Origin of the sequence: Pseudonocardia sp., from assembly GCF_029263155.1 — a bacterium.
Classification (GTDB): Bacteria; Actinomycetota; Actinomycetes; order Mycobacteriales; family Pseudonocardiaceae; genus Pseudonocardia.
The window spans coordinates 23425-43042 of sequence record NZ_JAJCYB010000111.1 but is presented as its reverse complement, the minus strand read 5'-3'; the positions used below and the strand labels follow the sequence as shown (position 1 = coordinate 43042).

Sequence of the window (19618 nt, the reverse complement as noted above, 5' to 3'; positions counted from 1 at the left end):
GGACCGGCCCGGCGGACGCAGTAGCAGTCGAAACACGATCGTGACGTCCGCCCGGGTTTCGGGCCGCCGCAGCCGGGCAGGGTGAGGACGGCGCCGGACGGGGCGGACCACTCCGGGTAAGGGGCCGGGTGGCCCCGACGACGTGATCGCACGATGCCGCCGCCGCGGCGCCTGCCCCCACCACGACGGCGGGCCGCGGCCCAGCGAGCGGTCGAGCACGAGCGGGATCGGATCCGGTGGCCCCGACGGACCGCCGCGCGGCCCGTCCGGGCCCTTGAGGCCTACCGGTTGGTAACTAGGGTGTGGACACCCGACACGAGGAGGTACGGCGATGCCGCCCACCACCTGGACCACCCGGCCGGACCTGTCCGACGTGGAGCGGTTCTGGACGGCCCCGATCGTCGAGCGGGCCGCGGCGTTCGCGGCGCTGCGCGAGCAGGAGCCGGTGCCCTTCTTCGCCGAGCCGCAGTTCGCCTACCTCCCGCAGGGCCCCGGCTACTGGGCGCTCACGCGACTCGACGACGTCGTCGAGGCCAGCCGCAACGCGACGGTCTTCACCTCCGGTCCCGGCGCCACCAGTGTCGCCGACATGCCGCCGGAGTTCCTGGAGTTCTACGGCTCGATGATCAACACCGACGACCCGCGGCACGCCCGGCTGCGCCGCATCGTCTCCCGGGGATTCACCCCCAAGCGCCTGGCCGGACTCACCGGCGAGGTGGCGGCCACCGCCGCCCGGATCGTCGACGACGTGATCGACGCGGGCGAGTGCGATGCCGTCACCGCGATCTCGGCGCGGCTCCCGCTCACGATCGTCTGCGACCTGATGGGCGTGCCGGAGAGCCAGTACGACTTCGTGTTCCAGAAGTCCAACGTGATCCTCGGGGCGAGCGACCCGGAGTACGTGCCCGACGCGGAGAACATCCTCGTGGCGCTGCTGGCCGCGGGCAACGAGCTGGCCGAGCTGATGCGCGAGCTGGGCCGGGAGCGTGCGCTGCGGCCCACCGACGACGTCACATCCGCGCTGGTCAACGCGGAGATCGACGGCGAGCGCCTCACCCCCGACGAACTGGCGAGCTTCTTCATCCTGCTCGTGGTGGCCGGCAACGAGACCACCCGCAACGCGATCAGCTGGGGCCTGCAGCTGCTCACCGACAATCCCGAGCAGCGCGCGGCGTGGCTGGCCGACCTCGACGGCGTCACGCCCACGGCGATCGAGGAGATCGTGCGCCTGGCGTCGCCGGTGATCTACATGCGGCGCACGCTCGCCGTCGACGCGACGCTGGGCGGGCAGGAGATGTCCGCGGGCGAGAAGGTGCTGCTGTTCTACTGGGCGGCCAACCGGGATCCCGCGCACTTCCGCGACCCCGACGCCTTCGACGTGCGCCGCTCGCCCAACCCGCACGTCGGGTTCGGCGGCGCGGGCCCGCACTTCTGCCTCGGTGCGCACCTGGCACGGCGGGAGATGGCGGTGATGTTCCGCGAGCTGCTGACCCGGATCCCGGACATCCACGTCACCGGTGAGCCGCGGCGGCTGCAGTCGATGTTCATCAACGGCATCAAGAGCCTGCCCGTCACCTTCACGCCGGGCGGGGTCCGATGATCTACCCCGAGGTCCCGGTCGGTGCCCTGCTCGCGGGCTCGGCGCGCCGCTTCGGCGACCGCGCCGCGATCCACTTCGCCGGTCGCGAGCTGAGCTTCGCCGACCTGTACGCGCGGGCGTGCGCGTTCGGCAACGCGCTGGGCGAGGCCGGGATCGGGCGCGGCGACGTCGTCGCGGTCCACCTGCCGAACTGCCCGCAGTACGCGATCGCCTACTACGGCATCCTGCTGTCGGGGGCCACGTTCTCCCCCACCAACCCGCTGCTGCCGCCCGCGGACCTCGCGGCGCAGCTCGCGGACTGTGGCGCCGTCGCGGCTCTCACCTGGGCCCCGGCCGCGCCGGCGCTGGCCGCGGTGCGCGACCGCACCGCCCTGCGCCTCGTGCTGGTCACCGACCGGGAGCAGGCCCTCGATCCGGCGCACCGGCACGCCCTCGACGGGCTGGGGGACTTCGAGGCCTTCCACGCCGACGCCCCGACCGCGCCCCCCGCCGTCGAGATCGACGTGCATCGCGATCTCGCCCACCTCGCCTACACCGGCGGCACCACCGGCCGGTCCAAGGGCGTGCAGCTGCCGCACCGCAACGTCGTGGTCAACGCGCTGCAGTACGCCTGCTGGGGAACGGGATCGGTGCCCGCGCTCGACGACCGGGGCGGCGTGGTGATCGACCAGACCGGCCCACCGCAGGAGTACCCGATCCGGCTGGGCACCGGGATCGGCATCAACCTCACCCCGTGGTTCCACGCCATGGGCACGGTCGGGGCGCTGAACGTGCCGATGCTGACCGGCGGCACCACCGTGCTGCACGAGCGCTTCGACCCGGGCGCCTATCTCGCCGACGCCGAGCGGTTCGCCGTGACGAGCATGGGCGGGGCGCCGCCGATCTACGCGGCGCTGCTGCGCCATCCCGACTTCGCCACCCGCGACCTGTCGTCGGTCCGCCAGATCAGCTCCGGCGCGGCCCCGCTGCCCGTCGAGATGATCAAGGGTTTGCAGCGCAGGCTCGGCGCGGACGTCGCGATCACCGAGGGGTACGGCCTCACCGAGGTGACGATGGGCGCCACGATCGGGCCGGCGGCGCGGTCCGCGGTGCGCAAGGCCGGCACGGTCGGGCTGCCCGTGTACGACACGGAGGTACGGATCGTCGACCCGGCGGGCACCGACCTCACGCCGCTGCCGGCCGGTGAGCCGGGCGAGGTCGTGATCCGCGGCCCGCAGGTGATGGTCGGCTACAAGGACCGGCCCAACGACAACGCCGCCACCCTGGTCGACGGCTGGCTGCGCAGCGGCGACGTGGGCGTGCTCGACGACGACGGCTACCTCACGATCGTCGACCGCAAGAAGGACATGCTGATCTACAAGGGCTACAACGTGTACCCCCGCGACCTGGAGGAGCTGCTGCACGCGCAGCCGGGCGTCGGCGGGGCCGCCGTCGTCGGCAAGCCCGACGCGGACGCCGGCGAGCTGCCGGTGGCGTTCGTCGTCGCCCCCGGACTCGCCGATGCCGACGCCCTGATGGCCGCGGTGAACGCGCAGGTCACGCCGTACCAGAAGCTGCGCGAGCTGTACCTGGTGGACGCGATCCCGGTGTCGGCCGCGGGCAAGGTCCTCAAGCGGGAGCTGCGGGAACGGCTACGGACCGACACGAACGGGTGACGCTGTGCTAACGGTTCCCTGAGCTGCGGCGATGTTCCGGGTGTAGTCACCACCCGGAACGCGCACCCGGGCCCACCCTCCAGCTCACAGAGAAACCCGGTGCTGCCATGTCCGTGCTCGCGCTGAAGCCTGCCCGCCACCGCCGCTCGTCGGTGCGCGACACCCTGGTCGAGACCCTCGACGTGATCGGCAGGCTGGGCACGGTGGTGACACTCGCGGCGCTGCTCGTGGTGGGGGCGCGCTGGGCGGGCTGCTCGACGGGAGCCCGGCGACGTCCGAGGCCACCGTCACGGTGACCTACCGGTAGCCGGTGGGTCAGGCGGCCTCTGCCTGCCCCAACGGGGTCTTGAGCACGTGGTCGACCAGCCGCATCACCAGCTGGCCACCACCGAGGCGGTACCCGAACTCCTCCCAGGTGAGCAGCTCACGGGAGAGCAGCTCACCCACCGGGCCGGGGTACAGCCTGGTCACCCGGAAGGCGGCTGCGCGCAGCCTCATCTTCTCGTGGTGATCCATGGGTACGGGGCTCATTCCGACTCACCTCCGCGTGCGTGCGGGGCTCTCAGCGTTGAGTCGCCTCTGTGGATGACATGCCCGATCCTGCGGCCGTTCATGCGCGCAGCACCCTGAGGATACCCGAAGAGTGACCGGAATCTCACCCTGTGCGCACACGGCGTCGAGGTGTCGTGACTCACCGCAGCACGGTCGCCTGCCGTGGCCTAGCGTCGGGTGTCGTGATCACCCGCGACGTGCTCTGGTCCGACATCACCGACATCTACGGCGCGATCCTCGCGCACCCGTTCGTCACGGGCCTGACCGACGGCACGCTGGCGCGCGGGGCGTTCCGGCACTACATCGTGCAGGACGCGCACTACCTGCGCGGGTACGCGCGCGCGTTGGCCGTCTGCGCCGCGAAGGCGCCTCACGAGGACATCACCGCGATGTTCGCCGAGCACGCCGCGGGCGCCATCGCCGCCGAGCGCGAACTGCACGCCGCCCTGATGGGCGAGCTGGGCGGGTCCGTCGACGACGAGCCGGTCGCCCCGGCGACCCAGGCCTACGTGAGCTACCTACTCGCCACGGCGCACGGCGGCTCGTACGCCGAGGCGGTCGGCGCGGTGCTGCCCTGCTACTGGATCTACGCCCGGGTCGGCGACGCGCTGCTGTCCGCGGGCTCCCCCGACCCCGTCTACGCCCGCTGGATCGCGATGTACGGCGGCGACGCGTACCGGTCCGTGGTCGACGCCGTGCTGGCCGAGACCGACCGCCTCGGCGCGGGGCTCTCCGACGCCGAGCTGGCCCGGATGCGGAAGCACTTCACGACCGCGTCCCGGTACGAGTGGATGTTCTGGGACGCCGGCTACCGCCAGGAGAGCTGGCCCGTCTGACCGACGGTCGAGCGGTCGGCGCGCGGTGCCGCGACGGCGGCTGGGGTCGGGTGGTCGGCGGCCGAACAGGCCGGGTGGCCGCGGACCGGGCAGGCCGGGTGGCAGGGCAGGGCAGGCCGGGTGGCCGCGGGCCGGGTGGCCGGGTCGCCTCGGACCGCCCCGAGACGGTGATCGGCGAACGGGAACCAGGAGGCGCGCCCCGCCCCTCCCACGGTTCCCAACCACCGATCACCGACACAGACCCGCGGCACGATCTGCGAACCGGAACCCCCGGACGCGCCCCACCCCGGCCGCGGTTCCCGACCATCGATCATCGCTGCCGGCACACCCATGATCGGCGTGCCGGAACCGGGAGGCGCACCGGGCGGGCACGAACCTCCGGTCACCGACACCTGACCCACGCAGGATCGCCAACCGGGAACCGGCAGGCGCGTGCCACCCCGCCCGCCGTTCCCGAACGCCGATCACCGGCACCCGCATGCTGCAAGATCGCCGAATCGGAACCGGCCGACGCGCCACACACGCCGCCGTCGGTTCCCACACGCCGATCATCGGCGCCGGAGCACCCCATGATCGCCGTTCCGGAACCCGAGGCGTGGTCCGCACGACCCCGCGTTCCGAACCGACGCCCGCAGGCGAGGGCGCCGGTCGGCGGGCTCAGCGGCGGTCGAGACGGTCCGGGATCACGAAGTGCAGCACGAAGCCGACCACCGCCACCACGATCGCGCCGACGAACGCCGCGCCGAACCCGCCCACGGTGAAGGGCAGGCCCAACCCGTCGGCGATGAACCCGACGAGCAGGAACAGCAGCGCGTTGACCACCAGCCCGAACAGCCCCAGGGTCAACACGTAGAACGGACAGCCGACCACCTTGATGATCGGCTTGAGCACCGCGTTGACGAGTCCGAAGATCAGGGCGACGCCGAGCAGCGTGAGCACCTGGGAGCTGGTGTCCCCCGCGGCGACGTCGATCCCGTCGACGACGAGCGTGGCCACCCACAGGCTGACGGCGACGACCGACACCCGGATGACGAACGCGAGCGCGCCTCCCATCAGGCCACCAGCGCCTGGTTGACCAGCGTGCGCAGCTGGGGCCGGATGGGGTACGTGCTCGACGGCATGAGCTGGGTGAAGAACATCGCGGTGATCTCCTCGACCGGATCGACGTAGAACGCGGTGCTGGCGAGCCCGCCCCAGGCGTACTCGCCGGTGCTGGTCACGGCCTTGCCCGCGGCGGGGTCCACCACGACGGAGAACCCCAACCCGAACCCCACCCCGGCGTAGTTCGACTCGGCGAAGATCGGGCGCCCGAAGTCCTGGAGGTCGGCTCCGCCGGGCAGGTGGTTGCGGGTGGCGTAGGCGACGGTGCGCGGCCCGAGCAGGCGCGCACCGTCCAGCTCGCCGCCGCGGGCGAGCATCTGGGTGAAACGGTGGTAGTCCGCCGCGGTGGAGACCAACCCGCCCCCGCCGGAGAGGAACGTCGGTTCCCGCAGGGCCGCGGCGCCCATGCGGTCGTGCCGGTGCAGGCCACCACCGGGCTTGGGCACGTAGAGCGCGGCGAGGCGGTCGGCGTCGGCGGCGTGGAACGCGGTGTCGGCCATGTCGAGCGGGCCCGTGATGTGCTCGGCGAAGAACGCGTCGAGCGGCTGCCCGGACACCACCTCGACGACGCGGCCCAGCACGTCGGTGGCCACGGAGTAGTTCCACTCGGCGCCGGGCTCGTGCACGAGCGGGATGCCGGCCCAGGCGTCGCACGCAGCCGCCAGGTCCATGCCCGAGGGCACGCCGAACTCGAAGCCGTGGCTGCGGTACATCTCGTCGACGGGGTGCGCGTGGTGGAAGCCGTAGGTGAGGCCCGCCGTGTGCGTGAGCAGGTGCCAGACCCGGACCGGCTCGGTGGCGGGCGCGGTGCCCGGGTTGGCGGCCGACCCGCCGCGGTAGACGCGCAGGTCGGCGAACGCCGGGATCCAGCGCGAGATCGGGTCGGTGAGCTGCAGCAGCCCGCGCTCGTGGAGCATCAGCGCCGCGACCGAGGTGATCGGCTTGGTCATCGAGTAGATGCGCCACAGCGTGTCGTCGGCGACGGGCCGTGCCGCCTCGACGTCGGCCAGCCCACGGTGAGCCAGGTGCACCACGGCGCCGCGGCGGGCGACGGCGACCGTCCAGCCCGCGAGCCGGCCGTCGTCGACGTAGCGCCCGAAGTGCTCGTCGATGCGCGCGAGGCGCCCGGCGTCGAATCCGACGTCGCCCGGGTCGGCGTCCACCTTCAGTTCGGCCACGGCACCAACCTACCGACGGACCTCGTCGGAGGCGGCGAGGCCGAGTTGCGCCAGCGCGTCGGCGACGTCGGGATGGCGCAGCACCCCGCTGATCCGCCCGCCGCTCATCCGGAACGCCGTGGCCAGGCGGGTCGGCCGGTCGTCGGCCGCCCAGCGCGCGTCCTGCTCGACGACGGCGCCCCCGGGGCCGCAGAACCAGCGCACCGGGTCGAGCCGGATGCCCGCGTGCCCCACCCACTCGACGACCAGTTCCCGGCCGAAGCCCGAGCCGCGCGGCCCGCCGACCTCGACATCGGCCGTGCACAGCGTGCCGGCGCCCTGCGCGTCGCCCTCGTTGACGGCCGCGTGCCAGCGCTCGATCGTCTCCAGCTGTCCGGTAGCCATGCCTCAGGACGGTAGCGGCGTGCCGGGCGGGGCGAGACCACGCGTGGTGTCGTCGACGACGAGCACCCAGTCCAGGCCGGCGTCCCCGGGTCCGGTCGTCGGCGGGTAGAAGGCCACCGAGCGGCCCCGCGCCACGGTTCCCGCGTCGATCGGGGTGCCGGTGCGCGGATCGAACCACCAGCCACGAAGCGCCCCGCCGGCCAGGCCGGTGGTGTCGAGGCCGAAGGGCTCCCCGTCCGGTGAGTGCACCAGCAGCGAACCGCCATCCGCGGTCCGCAGGGCCCGCACGCCCTCGGGGCCGGTGGTGAGCGCCTCCGGGGTGGCGGTGCGACCGAGGAGGGGCCGGGACTCGAACAGGGCCCTCAGGTGCCGCATCCCGTCGGCACCCTCGTCGGCGTGTGCCTCCCGCCACGGCCAGTCCTCGCCGTAGGTGTGGCCCGCCGCCCCGGCGAACACGTCGGCGTAGGCGTTGCGGCGGATGTCGAGCGCGTCGGAGCGGCCGGGACCCGCACAGTCGGGAACGTCCTCGTAGCTCGGCTGGGCGTCGAGGTACGGGCGCCCGCCCGCCACCCTCGCGAGGGACTCGACACCGTCCTCGCACAGGCCGCTGCGAAACAGCGAGAACGACAGCCATTCGGCGTCGCCGTACAGTTCCTCCGACGTTTGTCCGGATCCGGGGACATAGGTCATCAACAGGTCAGAATTCGCGGCACCGGAGCCGAGCGAAATCCCGTCGGCGAGGCCGCGCCAGGCCGACGGGCTACTTTCTGCGGCCTCGTCGCTGCCGAGCATCCAGACGACGTCGCTGCCGTAGCGCGCCCCGAGGAACTCGCCGAACCCCCGCGCGTCCTCGGACACCAGGCCGCTCCACGCCGGCGCGAGCGCGACCCGGACGCCGCGCCGGGCGGCCTCGGAGACCACGAAGTCGACGTGGTCCCAGTAGTCGTACGCGGCCGGATCGGCAGGGTCCGATCCCGCGGTCACCCCGCTCGGTGCGTCGCCGTACACGTTCGGAGCTGCGGGAACGACGGTCTGAACCACGGTGAAGCCCTGGTCGGCCCGCATGTCGAGGTAGCGCTGCACGCCGGCCCGGTCCAGGTCGGTGAGCAGCCCCCACGCCGAGTCGCCGAGCCAGAGGAACGCCTGCCCTCCCACCGTGAACGACCCGCCGTCCGGGCTGACGCGCAGCGGAGGAAGGTCGGTGCCTGCCGCCGCGCCGGTCAGTGGCACGGCCAGCGCGAGCGCGAGAACGGCGGCGGGAACGCCCCGAACTGTGGTTCGCATGAAGGCCCAATCGACGTCAGAGGAACGACACGTCCGGCCGCGCAAAAAGCCTAGGAGTGGCCCCGGTGCCCGTCAACGACACCTTCGGGTAACGGATTCTCGACACGATGGAATGGTGTCGGTGCGCGACCGGGTGACGGGCGCGGTCGGCCGTGCAACCGGGCGAGGTCGCGGCGCAGCGGATCCGCTCGGCGGGGTCGGCGGGCGCAGCGCCCCGGCCCACCGTCTCGCCGATGGCGGGTGCCGGGGCGACGACACCCGAGCCGGACCCTCCATCGCGCCGATCAAGGGGAGATGGCGTCGCGTCGGCCTTCGGACACGACCATCTGCCCTTGATCGTCGCGGTGGGAGCGGCGCCGTACGGCTCGTATCGGGCGTCTGGTCACACCGGCGTGTCTCCGGACATCGCAGCGGGGATGATTCGGGCGTGATCCCGCTCCCCGGAGACGACGAGGTGCTCCGCGCGCTGCTGCGCCGCCGTGACGCCGGGAGCCGCGACGACGGCAACCGCATCGCGCTCGTCGTCAGCGGTGGCGGGATGCGCGGGGTCTACGCGGGCGGCATGGCGCACGCACTCGACGACGCCGGGCTCGGCGACTGCTTCGACGTCGTCTACGGGAGCTCGGCCGGGGCGTACATCGGCGGGGCGCTGCTGCTGGGCGACGGCCGCGGCGCCGCGCACATCTTCTTCGAGGACATGGCGTGCCGGGCCTTCATCGACCCGCGACGGCTCGGTACCCGCCGCCCGATGGTGTCGCTGGACCACCTGCTCGGCCACATCCTCACCGTCGCGAAGCCGCTGCCGTGGGACCGGTTGTGCGGCGCGCCGCTGCGCGTGGTCGCCACCGCGGCCGACGACCTCACCGCACACGTGCTGGAGCCGAGCACCGTCGACGAGTGGCGGCTCGCGCTGCGCGCCACCGCGGCGATCCCGGTGCTGGCCGGGCGCCCGGTGACGCTGCACGGACGCCACTGGATCGACGGCTCGGTGAGCGAGCCGCTGCCGGTGCTGCGCGCGCTGCGCGACGGCGCCACCCACGTGCTCGCGCTGGTCAACCGGACGCTGCCCGAGCTGCGGCGGTCCGACCCCGGTGCCGGGCCGGCACGCTGGGCACGCGCGCTGGACCGGCTCACCCCGGGGCTGGGCTCGATCGCACAGGAGAGCGCCCGCAACGGGCCCGCGATGCGGGTGCTCGACGACGCCGCACACCCCTCGCGCGAGGGCGTGCACCTGCTCGCGGTCGTGCCCGCGCGCAACGTCGGCGTCCGCGGGCTGACGACGGACCCGGCACTGGTGGAGCGGGCGGCCGAGGTGGGCCGGACGAGCCTGCGCGCGGCGCTGACCCGGGCAACGGCCACCCCCCGGTCACAGCGGGGTGGCTTTGCTCCGACCGGACCGGAGTAAAGCCACCCTGCTGTGAGGCGCTGGCGGCCGCGGCGGCCGCGCTTGACCCGGTCACGATGCTGGGTGAGGGTGCGTCGGTGGACGCTGACGTGATCGTCGTCGGGGCGGGGCTGGCCGGGCTCGTCGCCACCGCCGAGCTGGCCGACGCCGGCCGGAAGGTGCTGCTGCTCGACCAGGAGCCCGAGACCAGCCTCGGCGGGCAGGCGCACTGGTCGTTCGGCGGGCTGTTCCTCGTTGACTCCCCCGAGCAGCGCCGCCTGGGCATCCGCGACTCGTTCGACCTCGCGATGCAGGACTGGCTGGGCAGTGCCGGGTTCGACCGCGGCGTCGACGACCCGGGCGGTGAGGACTTCTGGGCGCGCCAGTGGGCCACGGCCTACCTCGACTTCGCCCACCGCGAGAAGCGCTCCTGGCTGCACGGCATGGGTGTGCGCTGGTTCCCGGTGGTCGGGTGGGCCGAGCGCGGCGGGGGGCTCGCCGACGGCCACGGCAACTCGGTGCCCCGCTTCCACGTCACCTGGGGCACCGGGCCGGGCGTCGTCGCCCCGTTCGAGCGACGGGTGCGCGCGGCCGCCGAACGCGGGCTCGTCGAGTTCCGCTTCCGCCACCGCGTCGACGGCCTCGCCGTCACCGACGGCGTCGTCGACGGGGTGCACGGTGCGGTGCTGGAGCCGTCGACGGCCGCCCGCGGCACGGCGAGCTCCCGGGTCGAGACCGGCGCGTTCGCGCTCACCGCGCAGGCCGTCGTCGTCACCTCCGGCGGGATCGGCGCCGACCACGACCTCGTCCGCGCCCACTGGCCGGCCCGGCTGGGTCCCGCGCCCCGGGAGATGATCTCCGGGGTGCCCGAGCACGTCGACGGCCGGATGCTCGGGATCGCCGAGGCGGCGGGCGGGCGGATCGTCAACCGCGACCGCATGTGGCACTACACCGAGGGCGTCCGCAACTGGGACCCGATCTGGGCGCGGCACGGCATCCGGATCCTGCCCGGCCCGTCGTCGCTGTGGTTCGACGCCCGCGGACGCCGGTTCTCCGCGCCGAACTTCCCCGGCTTCGACACCCTGAGCACGCTCGGCGCGATCACCGCCACCGGCTACGACCACTCGTGGTTCGTGCTCACCCGCACGATCGTCGAGAAGGAGTTCGCGCTCTCGGGCTCCGAGCAGAACCCCGACCTCACCGGCAAGGACGTCCGCGCCACGCTCGGCCGGATCCGGCCCGGCGCGCCCGCTCCCGTCGAGGCGTTCACGAGGCACGGCGCCGACTTCGTCGTGGCCGGCACGCTCGCCGAGCTGGTGGCCGGGATGAACGCGCTGACCGACGAGCCGCTGCTCGACGTCGCCGTCCTGGAGCGCCAGATCGCGGCCCGGGACCGCGAGATCGACAACCCGTTCACGAAGGACCTGCAGGTCACCGCGATCCACGGGGCGCGCCGGTTCCGTGGCGACCGGCTGGTGCGCACCGCGTCGCCGCACAAGGTGCTCGACCCGCGCAACGGCCCGCTGATCGCGGTCAAGCTCCACATCCTCACGCGCAAGACGCTGGGCGGCCTGCAGACCGACCTGTCCGGCCGGGTCCTGCGCGCCGACGCCGCACCGTTCCCCGGCCTCTATGCGGCGGGTGAGGTCGCCGGGTTCGGGGGCGGCGGCGTCCACGGGTACCGGTCGCTGGAGGGCACGTTCCTGGGAGGCTGCCTGTTCTCCGGGCGGCAGGCCGGGCGGGCCGCATCGGTCGCGATCGGCTGAACCTCGCCGGTGACCTGCGCACACGCGCGGGAGAGTTGCATCAGCCGGAGCAACCCGTCCGGGCGCGGGTCCGCGTATCCTGTGATCGGCGGCACTGAGCCCCACCGACCCCGGGGCCGCAGGTGTCGCGCTGCCGACCGCGGTCCCACCCCTCCGCATGCGGTCGGCAGCACATGCGACAGGGGGAACCGAGCCCCCGGTTTCTCCTCGCTGTGACGCCGGCTTCCCGCGCCGCGCCCCCGCGGGCTCCCGCCTGCCGTCGCCGCACCGGTGTCCGCGCGCCCCGCGCCTCGGCCCACCACACTGGCGGGGTGGACGACGAACTGGTCGCGCGCCTGCGGGCTGCGGGCTGCGTGTTCGCCGAGGAGGAGGCGGCGCTGCTCGTGGCCGCGGCCCGGACCCCGGCCGACCTGACGTCCATGGCCGGGCGCCGCGTCGCCGGGCTGCCGCTGGAGCAGATACTCGGCTGGGCGGACTTCTGCGGCCTGCGGGTCGCCGTCGACGCCGGGGTCTTCGTCCCGCGCGGGCGCACCGCGCTGCTCGTGCGGGAGGCCGTCGCACGGACGGTGCCGGGCGCCGTGGTGGTGGACCTGTGCTGCGGCAGCGGCGCGGTCGGGCTGGCCGTCGCCGCGGCCGTCGCGGACATCACCCTGCACGCCGCCGACATCGACCCGGTCGCGGTGCGCTGCGCCCGCCGCAACCTGCACGGGATCGGCTCGGTCCACGAGGGCGACCTCTACGCGGCGCTGCCCACCACGCTGCGCGGGCGGGTCGCCGTGCTGGTCGTGAACGCGCCGTACGTCCCGACCGGAGCGATCGCCCTGATGCCCCCCGAGGCCCGCGACCACGAGCCCGCCGTCGCGCTGGACGGCGGCGCGGACGGCCTCGACGTGCAGCGCCGGGTGATCGCCGGCGCTGCACGCTGGCTCGCGCCCGGAGGGTGCGTGCTGATCGAGACCGGCGCGGACCAGGCCCGGCACACCGCGTCGGCGATGGCGGCCGCCGGACTGGCGGCGGAGGTGGTCGCCTGCGCGGAGCTGCAGGCGCACGTCGTCGTCGGCTCGTCAACTTCAGGTTGACGATCCCGAGAACGTCAACCTAGAGTTGACGCATGACGAGTCCCGTGAAGATGACCCGGCCGGTCCGCCTCGACGACCTGATCGAGGCCATCACGCGCGTGCACACCGACGCCCTGGAGCAGCTCAGCTCCGCGGTGCTCACCGCGGACGCCCTGGGCGAGGTGGCCGACCACCTGATCGGCCACTTCGTCGACCGGGCGCGCCGGTCCGGCGCGTCCTGGACGGACATCGGCCGCAGCATGGGCGTCACCAAGCAGGCGGCGCAGAAGCGGTTCGTCCCCAAGGGCCCCGATCCCGACGCCGACCAGGGGTTCGGCCGGTTCACCACCGCGGCCCGGAACGTGGTGGTGGCGGCCCAGAACGAGGCCCATGCGGTGGGCAACGACTCCATCACGACCGGGCACCTGGTGCTGGGCCTGCTCTCAGAACCCGACGCGGGGGCCGCGCAGGCGATCGTCGGGCAGGGGGTGGCGCTGGACGCGGTCCGGCGCGCCGCCGTCGCCGCCCTGCCCCCGGCGGCCGCGGCCGTCCCCGCGCTCGTGCCGTTCGACCCCGCGGCCAAGAAGGCGCTCGAACTGACCTTCCGCGAGGCGCTGCGGCTGGGCCACGACCATGTCGACACCGAGCACGTCCTGCTCGCCCTGCTGGAACTGGAGGACGGGCAGGGCCTGCTCGCCGGGCTCGGGATCGGCAAGGCGGCGACGGAGTCGGCCCTGCCCGCCGATCAGGCCACGGGCTCGATCGAGTAGTTGATCAGCCCGCCGTCGACCGCCGTGACGGTGACGGTGAAGTCGGCCGACTCGCCCTCCGCCGTGAGGGTGCAGACCACCGATCCGTCGACCTCGGGCGGCAGGTCACCGGCGCAGGCCGCCGACTCGACCACCACCCCGACCTGTCCGCCGATCTGCTCGGCCACCTTCTGCTCGAGCAGCGCCTGGGCCACCGGCCGGGCCTCGGTCGTGATGTCGTAGTTCGCCGTGTCACCCTCGATCGAGGTGATCGTGGCGACGGCGTCGACCGGCTGGCCCTCGACCACGAACTCGCAGCGCAGCGAGGCCCCGACCTCGGCGGCGAGATCGTCGGGGCACGTCACCGGGCCGGCGCCGGGAATCGACTGGTCGACCGCGCTCTTGATCGACGTCTCGACGTCGGCCTGGTCCACCGTCGACGAGCAGCCGGCCAGGCCGGCGACCGCCAGCACCGCTCCGGCGACGAGCATCTTCTGCCTGATTCCGCCCATGGGACCCCGCCTGTCCGTCAGGTCCGGATGACCTGGCTCGACTTCCCCTCGCCGCGGCCCGCCGTCCCGTTAACCTGCGTGATCGTTCCGTGACGGATCACGTCGCGCGCCGACCCTCACGCGGGTCGCGGCGCATACATGATCACGGCGACGCCCACCAGACACACGGCCGCCCCGATCACGTCGTAGCGGTCGGGCCGGTACCCGTCGGCCACCATGCCCCAGGCCAGCGAACCGGCGACGAACACGCCGCCGTACGCGGCGAGGATGCGCCCGAACTGCGCGTCGGGCTGCAGCGTCGCGACAAAGCCGTAGAGGCCCAGCGCGATGACGCCAGCGCCGATCCACACCCAGCCGCGGTGCTCCCGCACGCCCTGCCAGACCAACCAGGCCCCGCCGATCTCGAACAGGGCCGCGACGACGAACAGCGCGACCGAACGGGCGGTCAGCACGGGCGGCCCGGACCGGCGGGGCGGGGTATCCGGTAGGAGCTCACGACCAGACGGTAGACCGCGCACGGGGCTCGACCCGTCGGGGGCGACCCGGGCGGCCGGGTCGCCGTGCACCTTTCGGGTGTCGAACCGGACGGTATCGGGCCTCGTTGATCGTTATGGCGCAGCCGCTGCACACCGCTCCCCGCTGCGCCGACGGGACTGGAGTGATCGATGACGAATCCCCTGACGGCAGCCCGGCTCACGGTCGTCGCCGGCCTGGTGACGGTCACCGCGTTGACCGCGACGGCCGGGGTCGTGGGCTCCGGCGTCGCATCGGCCGGTCCGAGCTCCGATCCCGCGGTGGTCGCCGCGTCGGTGGCCCCGGACAACGGGCGGACCTGCACGACGAGCGAGCTCCCGGTGGACCTGCAGCCCGGAGTCGTGGTCGCGCCCGGCTCGGACCTGGGGGTCACCTTCGACAAGGAGCGCAACGACCAGTTCGTCGTGGTCAAGCTGTGCACACCCGACGGCGCCGACCCGACGGCCGTGCAGGTCCTCACCCACGGCATCACCTACGACCACCGGTACTGGAACATCGCCGACCCCGCGGACCCCGCGGCCGACACCTACTCGTGGGAGGCCGCGGCCGCCCGGGCCGGCTACGCGACGGCGTCGATCGACCGGATCGGCAACGGCGCGAGCAGCCACCCGCTGTCCGCCTTCGTCGACATCACCTCGAACGCCACCGCGCTGCACGGCGTCGTCCAGGCCCTGCGTGCGGGGACCGTCGACGGGCAGGACAGCGGCTTCGACCGCGTCGCGCTCGTCGGCCATTCGTACGGCAGCTTCACCAGCATGATCGAGGCGTCGCGCTTCCGGGACGTCGACGCGGTCCTGCTCACCGGGTTCTCCCACCGGGTGAACAACCGGACGCCGGTGGCGATCGAGACCAGCCTCTACCCGACGTTGCTGGACCCGCAGTTCGCCGGCGAACTGCTGGACCCGGGCTACGCCACACCGCGCCCCGGCACCCACCGGAGCCTGTTCTATGCACCGGGCGACGACGTCGACCCGCGCATCATCGAGCGGGACGCCGCCACCAAGGGCACCGTCACCCAGAGCGAGCTGGCGAACTTCCCGCTCATCGAGGCCATCCCGCTCGACATCGACGTCCCGGTGTTCATCATCAACGGTGACCGGGACGGCATCTTCTGCAACCAGCAGCTGATCGACCTGGGGACCGACTGCTCCTCGGCGGAGCGCGTCGTGGAGCAGGAACGGCCGTTCTTCCCGAAGGCGCCGTCGGTCGAGGCGTACGTCGTCGAGGGCCCGGGTCACGACCTGAACGCGTTCTTCCAGGCGCCCGAGGCGTTCGAGGTCTCGATGGACTGGCTGCAGGGTGTGGTGCCCGCCAGCGGCTGAACCGGCACCAGGGGCGCCTCCGCGCCGCTGAGGTGCAGGCAGGTCTCGACGCCGCCCGGCGCGCCCGGCCGCCCGGCGCGCCCCCTCAGCCGCCACCACCGCCCAGCTGTGCCCTCATCTCCTGCAGCACGCCGTCGGGGCCCTCGACGGTCCGCATCGGCCGCAGGATCTCGACCAGCTCCGGATCAGCCCCGTTCGAGGACGCGATGTCGGCCATCGCGGGCCCGTCCATCGGGTAGCGGGCACCCGCGAGGGCCCTCTGCACGTCGATCACCTGGAATCTCATGGACCCGGAGTACCCGTCCGGCGCGGGTCAAGCGCCGCCGGCAGGGGACCGGTCCGAGGCGGGAACCGGTGTACTCCGTCCGCGCAGCGCAGGCCGGAAACGTGGGAGCGTGCGGGTCCGGTTCCCGGTGAGGCCGTAGGTCGACCGCGGTCGACGACCCGACGCCGGCCGGCTGGACGGGCCCGTCGGTCCCGGCAGGGCGCACGGTTGGGTCGCGGTCGCGGCGGCTACCCCGCTCCCGTGGACCCGAACAGTGACCTCGAGACCCGCTACGAGGCCGACCAGCTGGTCGCCCCCGGAGCCGACCCGGAGACCGACCCGGGGGCCGAGCCGGAGACCGACCCCTGGATCGACCCCGACGCACCCGTCGACACCACCGACGGCGACCGTGACACCGAGATGCCGTACGAGGCGGATCCGGCAGACGTCGCCGAACAGCGCAGCAGCGTGGATCCGCCCACCGGCTCCTGACCGGCCGGGACCCGTTCACCGACCGGCCGCCCGCGCATCTCCCGCGGGTCACATCGTGCGCCGAGACGCACGACGACGGTCGCGGTGTGCCCGACATTCCGGCGGGTATCCGAGGCGCCCGGCCGCGCGTCCCGGGACGGGCGGCCTCGGTTCCGCCCGGACGCGGGAATGGGACGACGAGCCGAGGCCGACCGGTACGACTACGGCCCTCTGACCTGTTCTCACAGGTCAGAGGGCCGTAGACCGGGGTGTGGCAGGTGAAGGATTCGAACCTTCGTAGGCTAAGCCGACGGATTTACAGTGGACTGTCAACCTGGTCTTGACCTGCGGCGGAGCCGCGCCCACACCCTCCGCGTCCGCGCATAGTCCGCGCGGCCCATTCTTGCCCGTCCACGCCGAGTGCTGGTGGTGATCTCCTCACGGCGCGGGTGGAACCCTTCCGGGTCGAGGGGGTGGGGGCAAGGCACGTCCTCCCGCCTTGCCCCCACCCCCTTGGGCCGGTAGCCCTCGGGCGCGCCGTGAGGAGATCACCACCCCCGCCGCACTCCCCCTGATCTCCGAGCGGTGCCGGGTGTGGGCAGCGCCCACTGTTCGTACGCCTTCGCGTGAAGTCAGGCTCGCACCGACGCTCCCCCGCTACGCTTGCGGCAAATCCGAGGGGGCGCCATGACCGACGTAGCGGACCAGACCACCGTGACCTGTGGCTGCTGCGGCGAACCCCGGCCAGCGGAGGACGTATCGCGGTTGGGGCAGCACCCCGACATCGCGTTATGTGGGAGCTGCGTCCACAACATGGCCGGACGCCTCGTCGCCCGTCCTGCGATCACCCCGATCTTCGCGGTGCACGACATGGCCGCAGCCCGCGACTTCTGGACCCGGGCTGGGCTGCGCGTCGACGACTACAGCCCCGAGTACGCCTTCGTCATGCACGGAGAGGCCGAACTCCTGCACCTGGACCTGCGGGCCGATCTGGACCCGCAGCACAACACCGCAGCCTGCTACGTGCACATCGCCGATCCCGTGGAGTGGCATCGACGGTGGAAGGACCAGGGCCTACCGGTGAGTGACGTCGTGGTCGAGCCGTGGGGCATGGTCGAGTTCAGCGTGAAGGACCCCAGCGGCAATCTGATCCGGATGGGCCGCAACGACTGAGCCAGCGAGCGGCGCCTCTGCATCTGAGCGGGCACACTCGTGCCTATGCGGATCGAGCTGCTGGTGGTGCCGGACTGCCCGAATGAGGCGCCGGCTTACGAACGTCTGCGCCTGGCGCTCGACGATGCCGGGCGCTTCGACATCGAGATCATGGTGCACACGGTCACCGAGGGCACGGTCAGATCGGCGCCTGCATTCGCCGGGTCGCCCACGGTCCTGATCGACGGGGTGGATCCGTTCGCGGATCAGGCGACGCCGGCGGCGAACCTGTCGTGTCGGGTCTACCGGTCTGCTGACGGGGTGTCCGGCGCGCCGTCGCTGGATGAGCTACGTCGGGTCGTTTGTCGCTGAATCAGTCCTGGGGGCACGCTCGCTCGTCTTCTGGCAGGGGGGCCGGGTAGTCGGCCACGGCGCCGCGAACGGGCCGGAGGTGTAGTGAGCGAGTGCCGGGGCCGGCGTGGCCGGCCCCGCGCCGCCGGAGGCGGCGCGCTTGATCCCATAGAGACAGATTCGGCAGCGAAGTACGGCAGTGCGTTGTCCGGTCCCGGTTGATGCTTGACGTTGCGGTCTCACCTGATGCTTGACGCTCGGGCCTGATCGGGCTTTCCTGCTCCTCGTCCTGGTGGACGTGACCGCTGTCGAGCAGCGGTAACGCGCCGTGCTGGCTGTGCAGCGCGGTGAGACGAAGACCGACGTTGCTGCGCAGCTCAGGGTCTCGCGCCAGTCGGTGCGTCCAACATCAATACACGCGCGGAGATTGCCTATTGGGTGACGCTGGCACACCGTCAAGCCTGAATGGCGCCTCCCCGAGCACCTTGATCAGTTCTGGGCTGAAAATTCTAGCAAACTCGGGCAGGTATCGTTCGAGGGCGCGACAGTCAGAAACGATTGTGTCGAGCTCTTTCTCGTTCACTACGATTACCCTGGTGGAGCCAGACAATCCGGGCAACTCAACTCGCACAGAGGTCCGTGTCACTGATTTCGAGACCACCGTTTGTCCATCGCTGCTAAGTTGAGCCTCAAAAAGGGGACTTGTCGTGAGCACGATGGGGGCAACAGTTGAGTAGCCGGGCACCGAGTGGTCGTCATCCCAAATTGGGGTTGTCGTAACGCCAACGCCAGCGGCCACGGCTTGCCGGACAGCGTTATACGCGACATCGCGCTCACCGGCACCCTTGAACGCTTCGTCAATTGAATAGCCTGGAAGCGGCCACGCAGTTAGTCGACCCTCAAGATACGATTCGAGAGCATCCACCAGTGCTGACAACTGTCCTGTCTTTTGCTGCCAGTAGTAGGTCAAATTCGAGCGCGCATCAAATAGAGAAGCTGCGCGGCCATGATCGGCTGGCCGGCGGAACACGACCCATGGCTGTGCCGTGCTCTTGCATTCTATGACGATACGTGAGAGCACCTCAAACACAGGGCCGTCCTCCCACCAGTCCAAGTAGTAGTCCGTCTCTCGACTCTGACCTGTTATGAGGTCAGTATATTGGACATTAGGTTCGCGTTCCCACTTTGCGCCGAGCTGCTCGGAGATCAGTCGCTGCGCCACTCGCATTTCAAGCGGATAGCCTGTTTTCGTTAGCCAGGTATCAATCTTTGCTGTCAGTTCGTCGGGCACTGCATAGTCTCCTCCTGAATTTGTGCGATCGGCGCGACTTGTCGTCGCATGACGGCTCTATCATCTCGGCCGCACGCCGACCGGCCCGGCCGGAGGACGCAGCCCAGGGGCGGGCGCTTGCGGCTGATCGAGCGCAGTGTTGCACGCGGCGCCGCAGGCACCGCTTTGAAGTG

General features: G+C 72.2%; 21 protein-coding genes. 12 read left to right on the top strand and 9 right to left on the bottom strand.

The window, feature by feature from the left end; translation table 11 throughout:
* Positions 1-331: 331 nt before the first annotated feature.
* The 3 genes from Q1K26_RS23195 to Q1K26_RS23185 all read left to right on the top strand — a co-directional run bounded on the left by Q1K26_RS23195 (position 332) and on the right by Q1K26_RS23185 (position 3551).
* Positions 332-1600, top strand: a complete 1269-nt coding sequence (locus Q1K26_RS23195) for a cytochrome P450 (protein WP_300016959.1) — start codon at positions 332-334, stop codon at positions 1598-1600.
* Positions 1597-3255 (top strand): AMP-binding protein, encoded by a 1659-nt coding sequence (locus Q1K26_RS23190; RefSeq protein WP_300016956.1) that lies wholly within the window; start codon positions 1597-1599, stop codon positions 3253-3255. Before Q1K26_RS23195 ends, Q1K26_RS23190 begins: the two co-directional genes overlap by 4 nt.
* 107 nt (positions 3256-3362) lie before the next feature.
* Entirely contained in the window at positions 3363-3551 is a 189-nt protein-coding gene (locus tag Q1K26_RS23185) for a hypothetical protein (protein WP_300016953.1), read from the top strand.
* Between the two features lie 19 nt (positions 3552-3570).
* On the opposite strand, the gene Q1K26_RS23180 is transcribed toward Q1K26_RS23185, so the two are convergent.
* Positions 3571-3786 (bottom strand): hypothetical protein, encoded by a 216-nt coding sequence (locus tag Q1K26_RS23180; protein WP_300016950.1) that lies wholly within the window; start codon positions 3784-3786, stop codon positions 3571-3573.
* 203 nt (positions 3787-3989) lie between these two features.
* Here Q1K26_RS23180 and tenA point away from each other — a divergent pair, with 203 nt between their 5' ends.
* Positions 3990-4643 (top strand): thiaminase II, encoded by a 654-nt coding sequence (gene tenA, locus Q1K26_RS23175; protein ID WP_300016948.1) that lies wholly within the window; start codon positions 3990-3992, stop codon positions 4641-4643.
* A gap of 657 nt (positions 4644-5300) precedes the next feature.
* Here tenA and Q1K26_RS23170 read toward each other — a convergent pair.
* From Q1K26_RS23170 to Q1K26_RS23155, 4 genes are read right to left on the bottom strand one after another with little or no spacing between them, the layout of a single operon-like run.
* On the bottom strand, positions 5301-5696 hold the full coding sequence (locus Q1K26_RS23170; RefSeq protein WP_300016945.1) for a phage holin family protein: 396 nt from the start codon (positions 5694-5696) through the stop codon (positions 5301-5303).
* Entirely contained in the window at positions 5696-6922 is a 1227-nt protein-coding gene (locus tag Q1K26_RS23165) for a serine hydrolase domain-containing protein (protein ID WP_300016943.1), read from the bottom strand. Before Q1K26_RS23165 ends, Q1K26_RS23170 begins: the two co-directional genes overlap by 1 nt.
* A 9-nt stretch (positions 6923-6931) precedes the next feature.
* On the bottom strand, positions 6932-7306 hold the full coding sequence (locus Q1K26_RS23160) for a nuclear transport factor 2 family protein (RefSeq protein ID WP_300016940.1): 375 nt from the start codon (positions 7304-7306) through the stop codon (positions 6932-6934).
* Positions 7307-7309: 3 nt separating this feature from the next.
* The gene (locus Q1K26_RS23155; RefSeq protein WP_300016937.1) at positions 7310-8590 is read right to left on the bottom strand and encodes a DUF4038 domain-containing protein; all 1281 of its coding nucleotides are present in this window, start codon (positions 8588-8590) and stop codon (positions 7310-7312) included.
* 427 nt (positions 8591-9017) lie between these two features.
* Here Q1K26_RS23155 and Q1K26_RS23150 point away from each other — a divergent pair, with 427 nt between their 5' ends.
* From Q1K26_RS23150 to Q1K26_RS23135, 4 genes are all read left to right on the top strand, one after another.
* A complete protein-coding gene (locus Q1K26_RS23150; RefSeq protein ID WP_300016934.1) occupies positions 9018-9995 on the top strand; it encodes a patatin-like phospholipase family protein in 978 nt (325 codons plus the stop codon).
* A gap of 77 nt (positions 9996-10072) precedes the next feature.
* Positions 10073-11740, top strand: coding sequence for an FAD-binding dehydrogenase (locus tag Q1K26_RS23145; RefSeq protein WP_300016931.1), 1668 nt, complete (start codon positions 10073-10075; stop codon positions 11738-11740).
* Positions 11741-12051: 311 nt separating this feature from the next.
* Positions 12052-12819, top strand: coding sequence for a putative protein N(5)-glutamine methyltransferase (locus Q1K26_RS23140; RefSeq protein ID WP_300016928.1), 768 nt, complete (start codon positions 12052-12054; stop codon positions 12817-12819).
* 32 nt (positions 12820-12851) lie between these two features.
* Positions 12852-13568, top strand: coding sequence for a Clp protease N-terminal domain-containing protein (locus Q1K26_RS23135; RefSeq protein WP_300016925.1), 717 nt, complete (start codon positions 12852-12854; stop codon positions 13566-13568).
* Here Q1K26_RS23135 and Q1K26_RS23130 read toward each other — a convergent pair.
* Positions 13544-14059, bottom strand: coding sequence for a DUF4333 domain-containing protein (locus Q1K26_RS23130; protein WP_300016922.1), 516 nt, complete (start codon positions 14057-14059; stop codon positions 13544-13546). The two genes, Q1K26_RS23135 and Q1K26_RS23130, sit on opposite strands and share 25 nt — an antisense overlap.
* A gap of 116 nt (positions 14060-14175) precedes the next feature.
* The gene (locus tag Q1K26_RS23125) at positions 14176-14511 is read right to left on the bottom strand and encodes a YnfA family protein (RefSeq protein ID WP_300016919.1); all 336 of its coding nucleotides are present in this window, start codon (positions 14509-14511) and stop codon (positions 14176-14178) included.
* A gap of 213 nt (positions 14512-14724) precedes the next feature.
* Here Q1K26_RS23125 and Q1K26_RS23120 point away from each other — a divergent pair, with 213 nt between their 5' ends.
* Positions 14725-15915 (top strand): alpha/beta hydrolase, encoded by a 1191-nt coding sequence (locus Q1K26_RS23120; RefSeq protein ID WP_300016917.1) that lies wholly within the window; start codon positions 14725-14727, stop codon positions 15913-15915.
* Positions 15916-16000: 85 nt separating this feature from the next.
* On the opposite strand, the gene Q1K26_RS23115 is transcribed toward Q1K26_RS23120, so the two are convergent.
* Positions 16001-16201 (bottom strand): DUF2795 domain-containing protein, encoded by a 201-nt coding sequence (locus Q1K26_RS23115; RefSeq protein WP_300016914.1) that lies wholly within the window; start codon positions 16199-16201, stop codon positions 16001-16003.
* Between the two features lie 240 nt (positions 16202-16441).
* On the opposite strand from Q1K26_RS23115, the gene Q1K26_RS23110 reads away from it, so the two are divergent.
* From Q1K26_RS23110 to Q1K26_RS23100, 3 genes are all read left to right on the top strand, one after another.
* Complete coding sequence (locus tag Q1K26_RS23110) at positions 16442-16672, top strand: hypothetical protein (RefSeq protein WP_300016912.1); 231 nt, start codon at positions 16442-16444, stop codon at positions 16670-16672.
* Positions 16673-17464: 792 nt separating this feature from the next.
* The gene (locus Q1K26_RS23105; RefSeq protein WP_300016910.1) at positions 17465-17824 is read left to right on the top strand and encodes a VOC family protein; all 360 of its coding nucleotides are present in this window, start codon (positions 17465-17467) and stop codon (positions 17822-17824) included.
* 45 nt (positions 17825-17869) lie between these two features.
* Positions 17870-18175, top strand: a complete 306-nt coding sequence (locus Q1K26_RS23100; RefSeq protein WP_300016908.1) for a thioredoxin family protein — start codon at positions 17870-17872, stop codon at positions 18173-18175.
* 388 nt (positions 18176-18563) lie between these two features.
* Here the strand turns inward: Q1K26_RS23100 and Q1K26_RS23095 are convergent, their stop codons facing one another.
* Positions 18564-19445, bottom strand: coding sequence for a hypothetical protein (locus Q1K26_RS23095; protein ID WP_300016906.1), 882 nt, complete (start codon positions 19443-19445; stop codon positions 18564-18566).
* Positions 19446-19618: the final 173 nt, after the last annotated feature.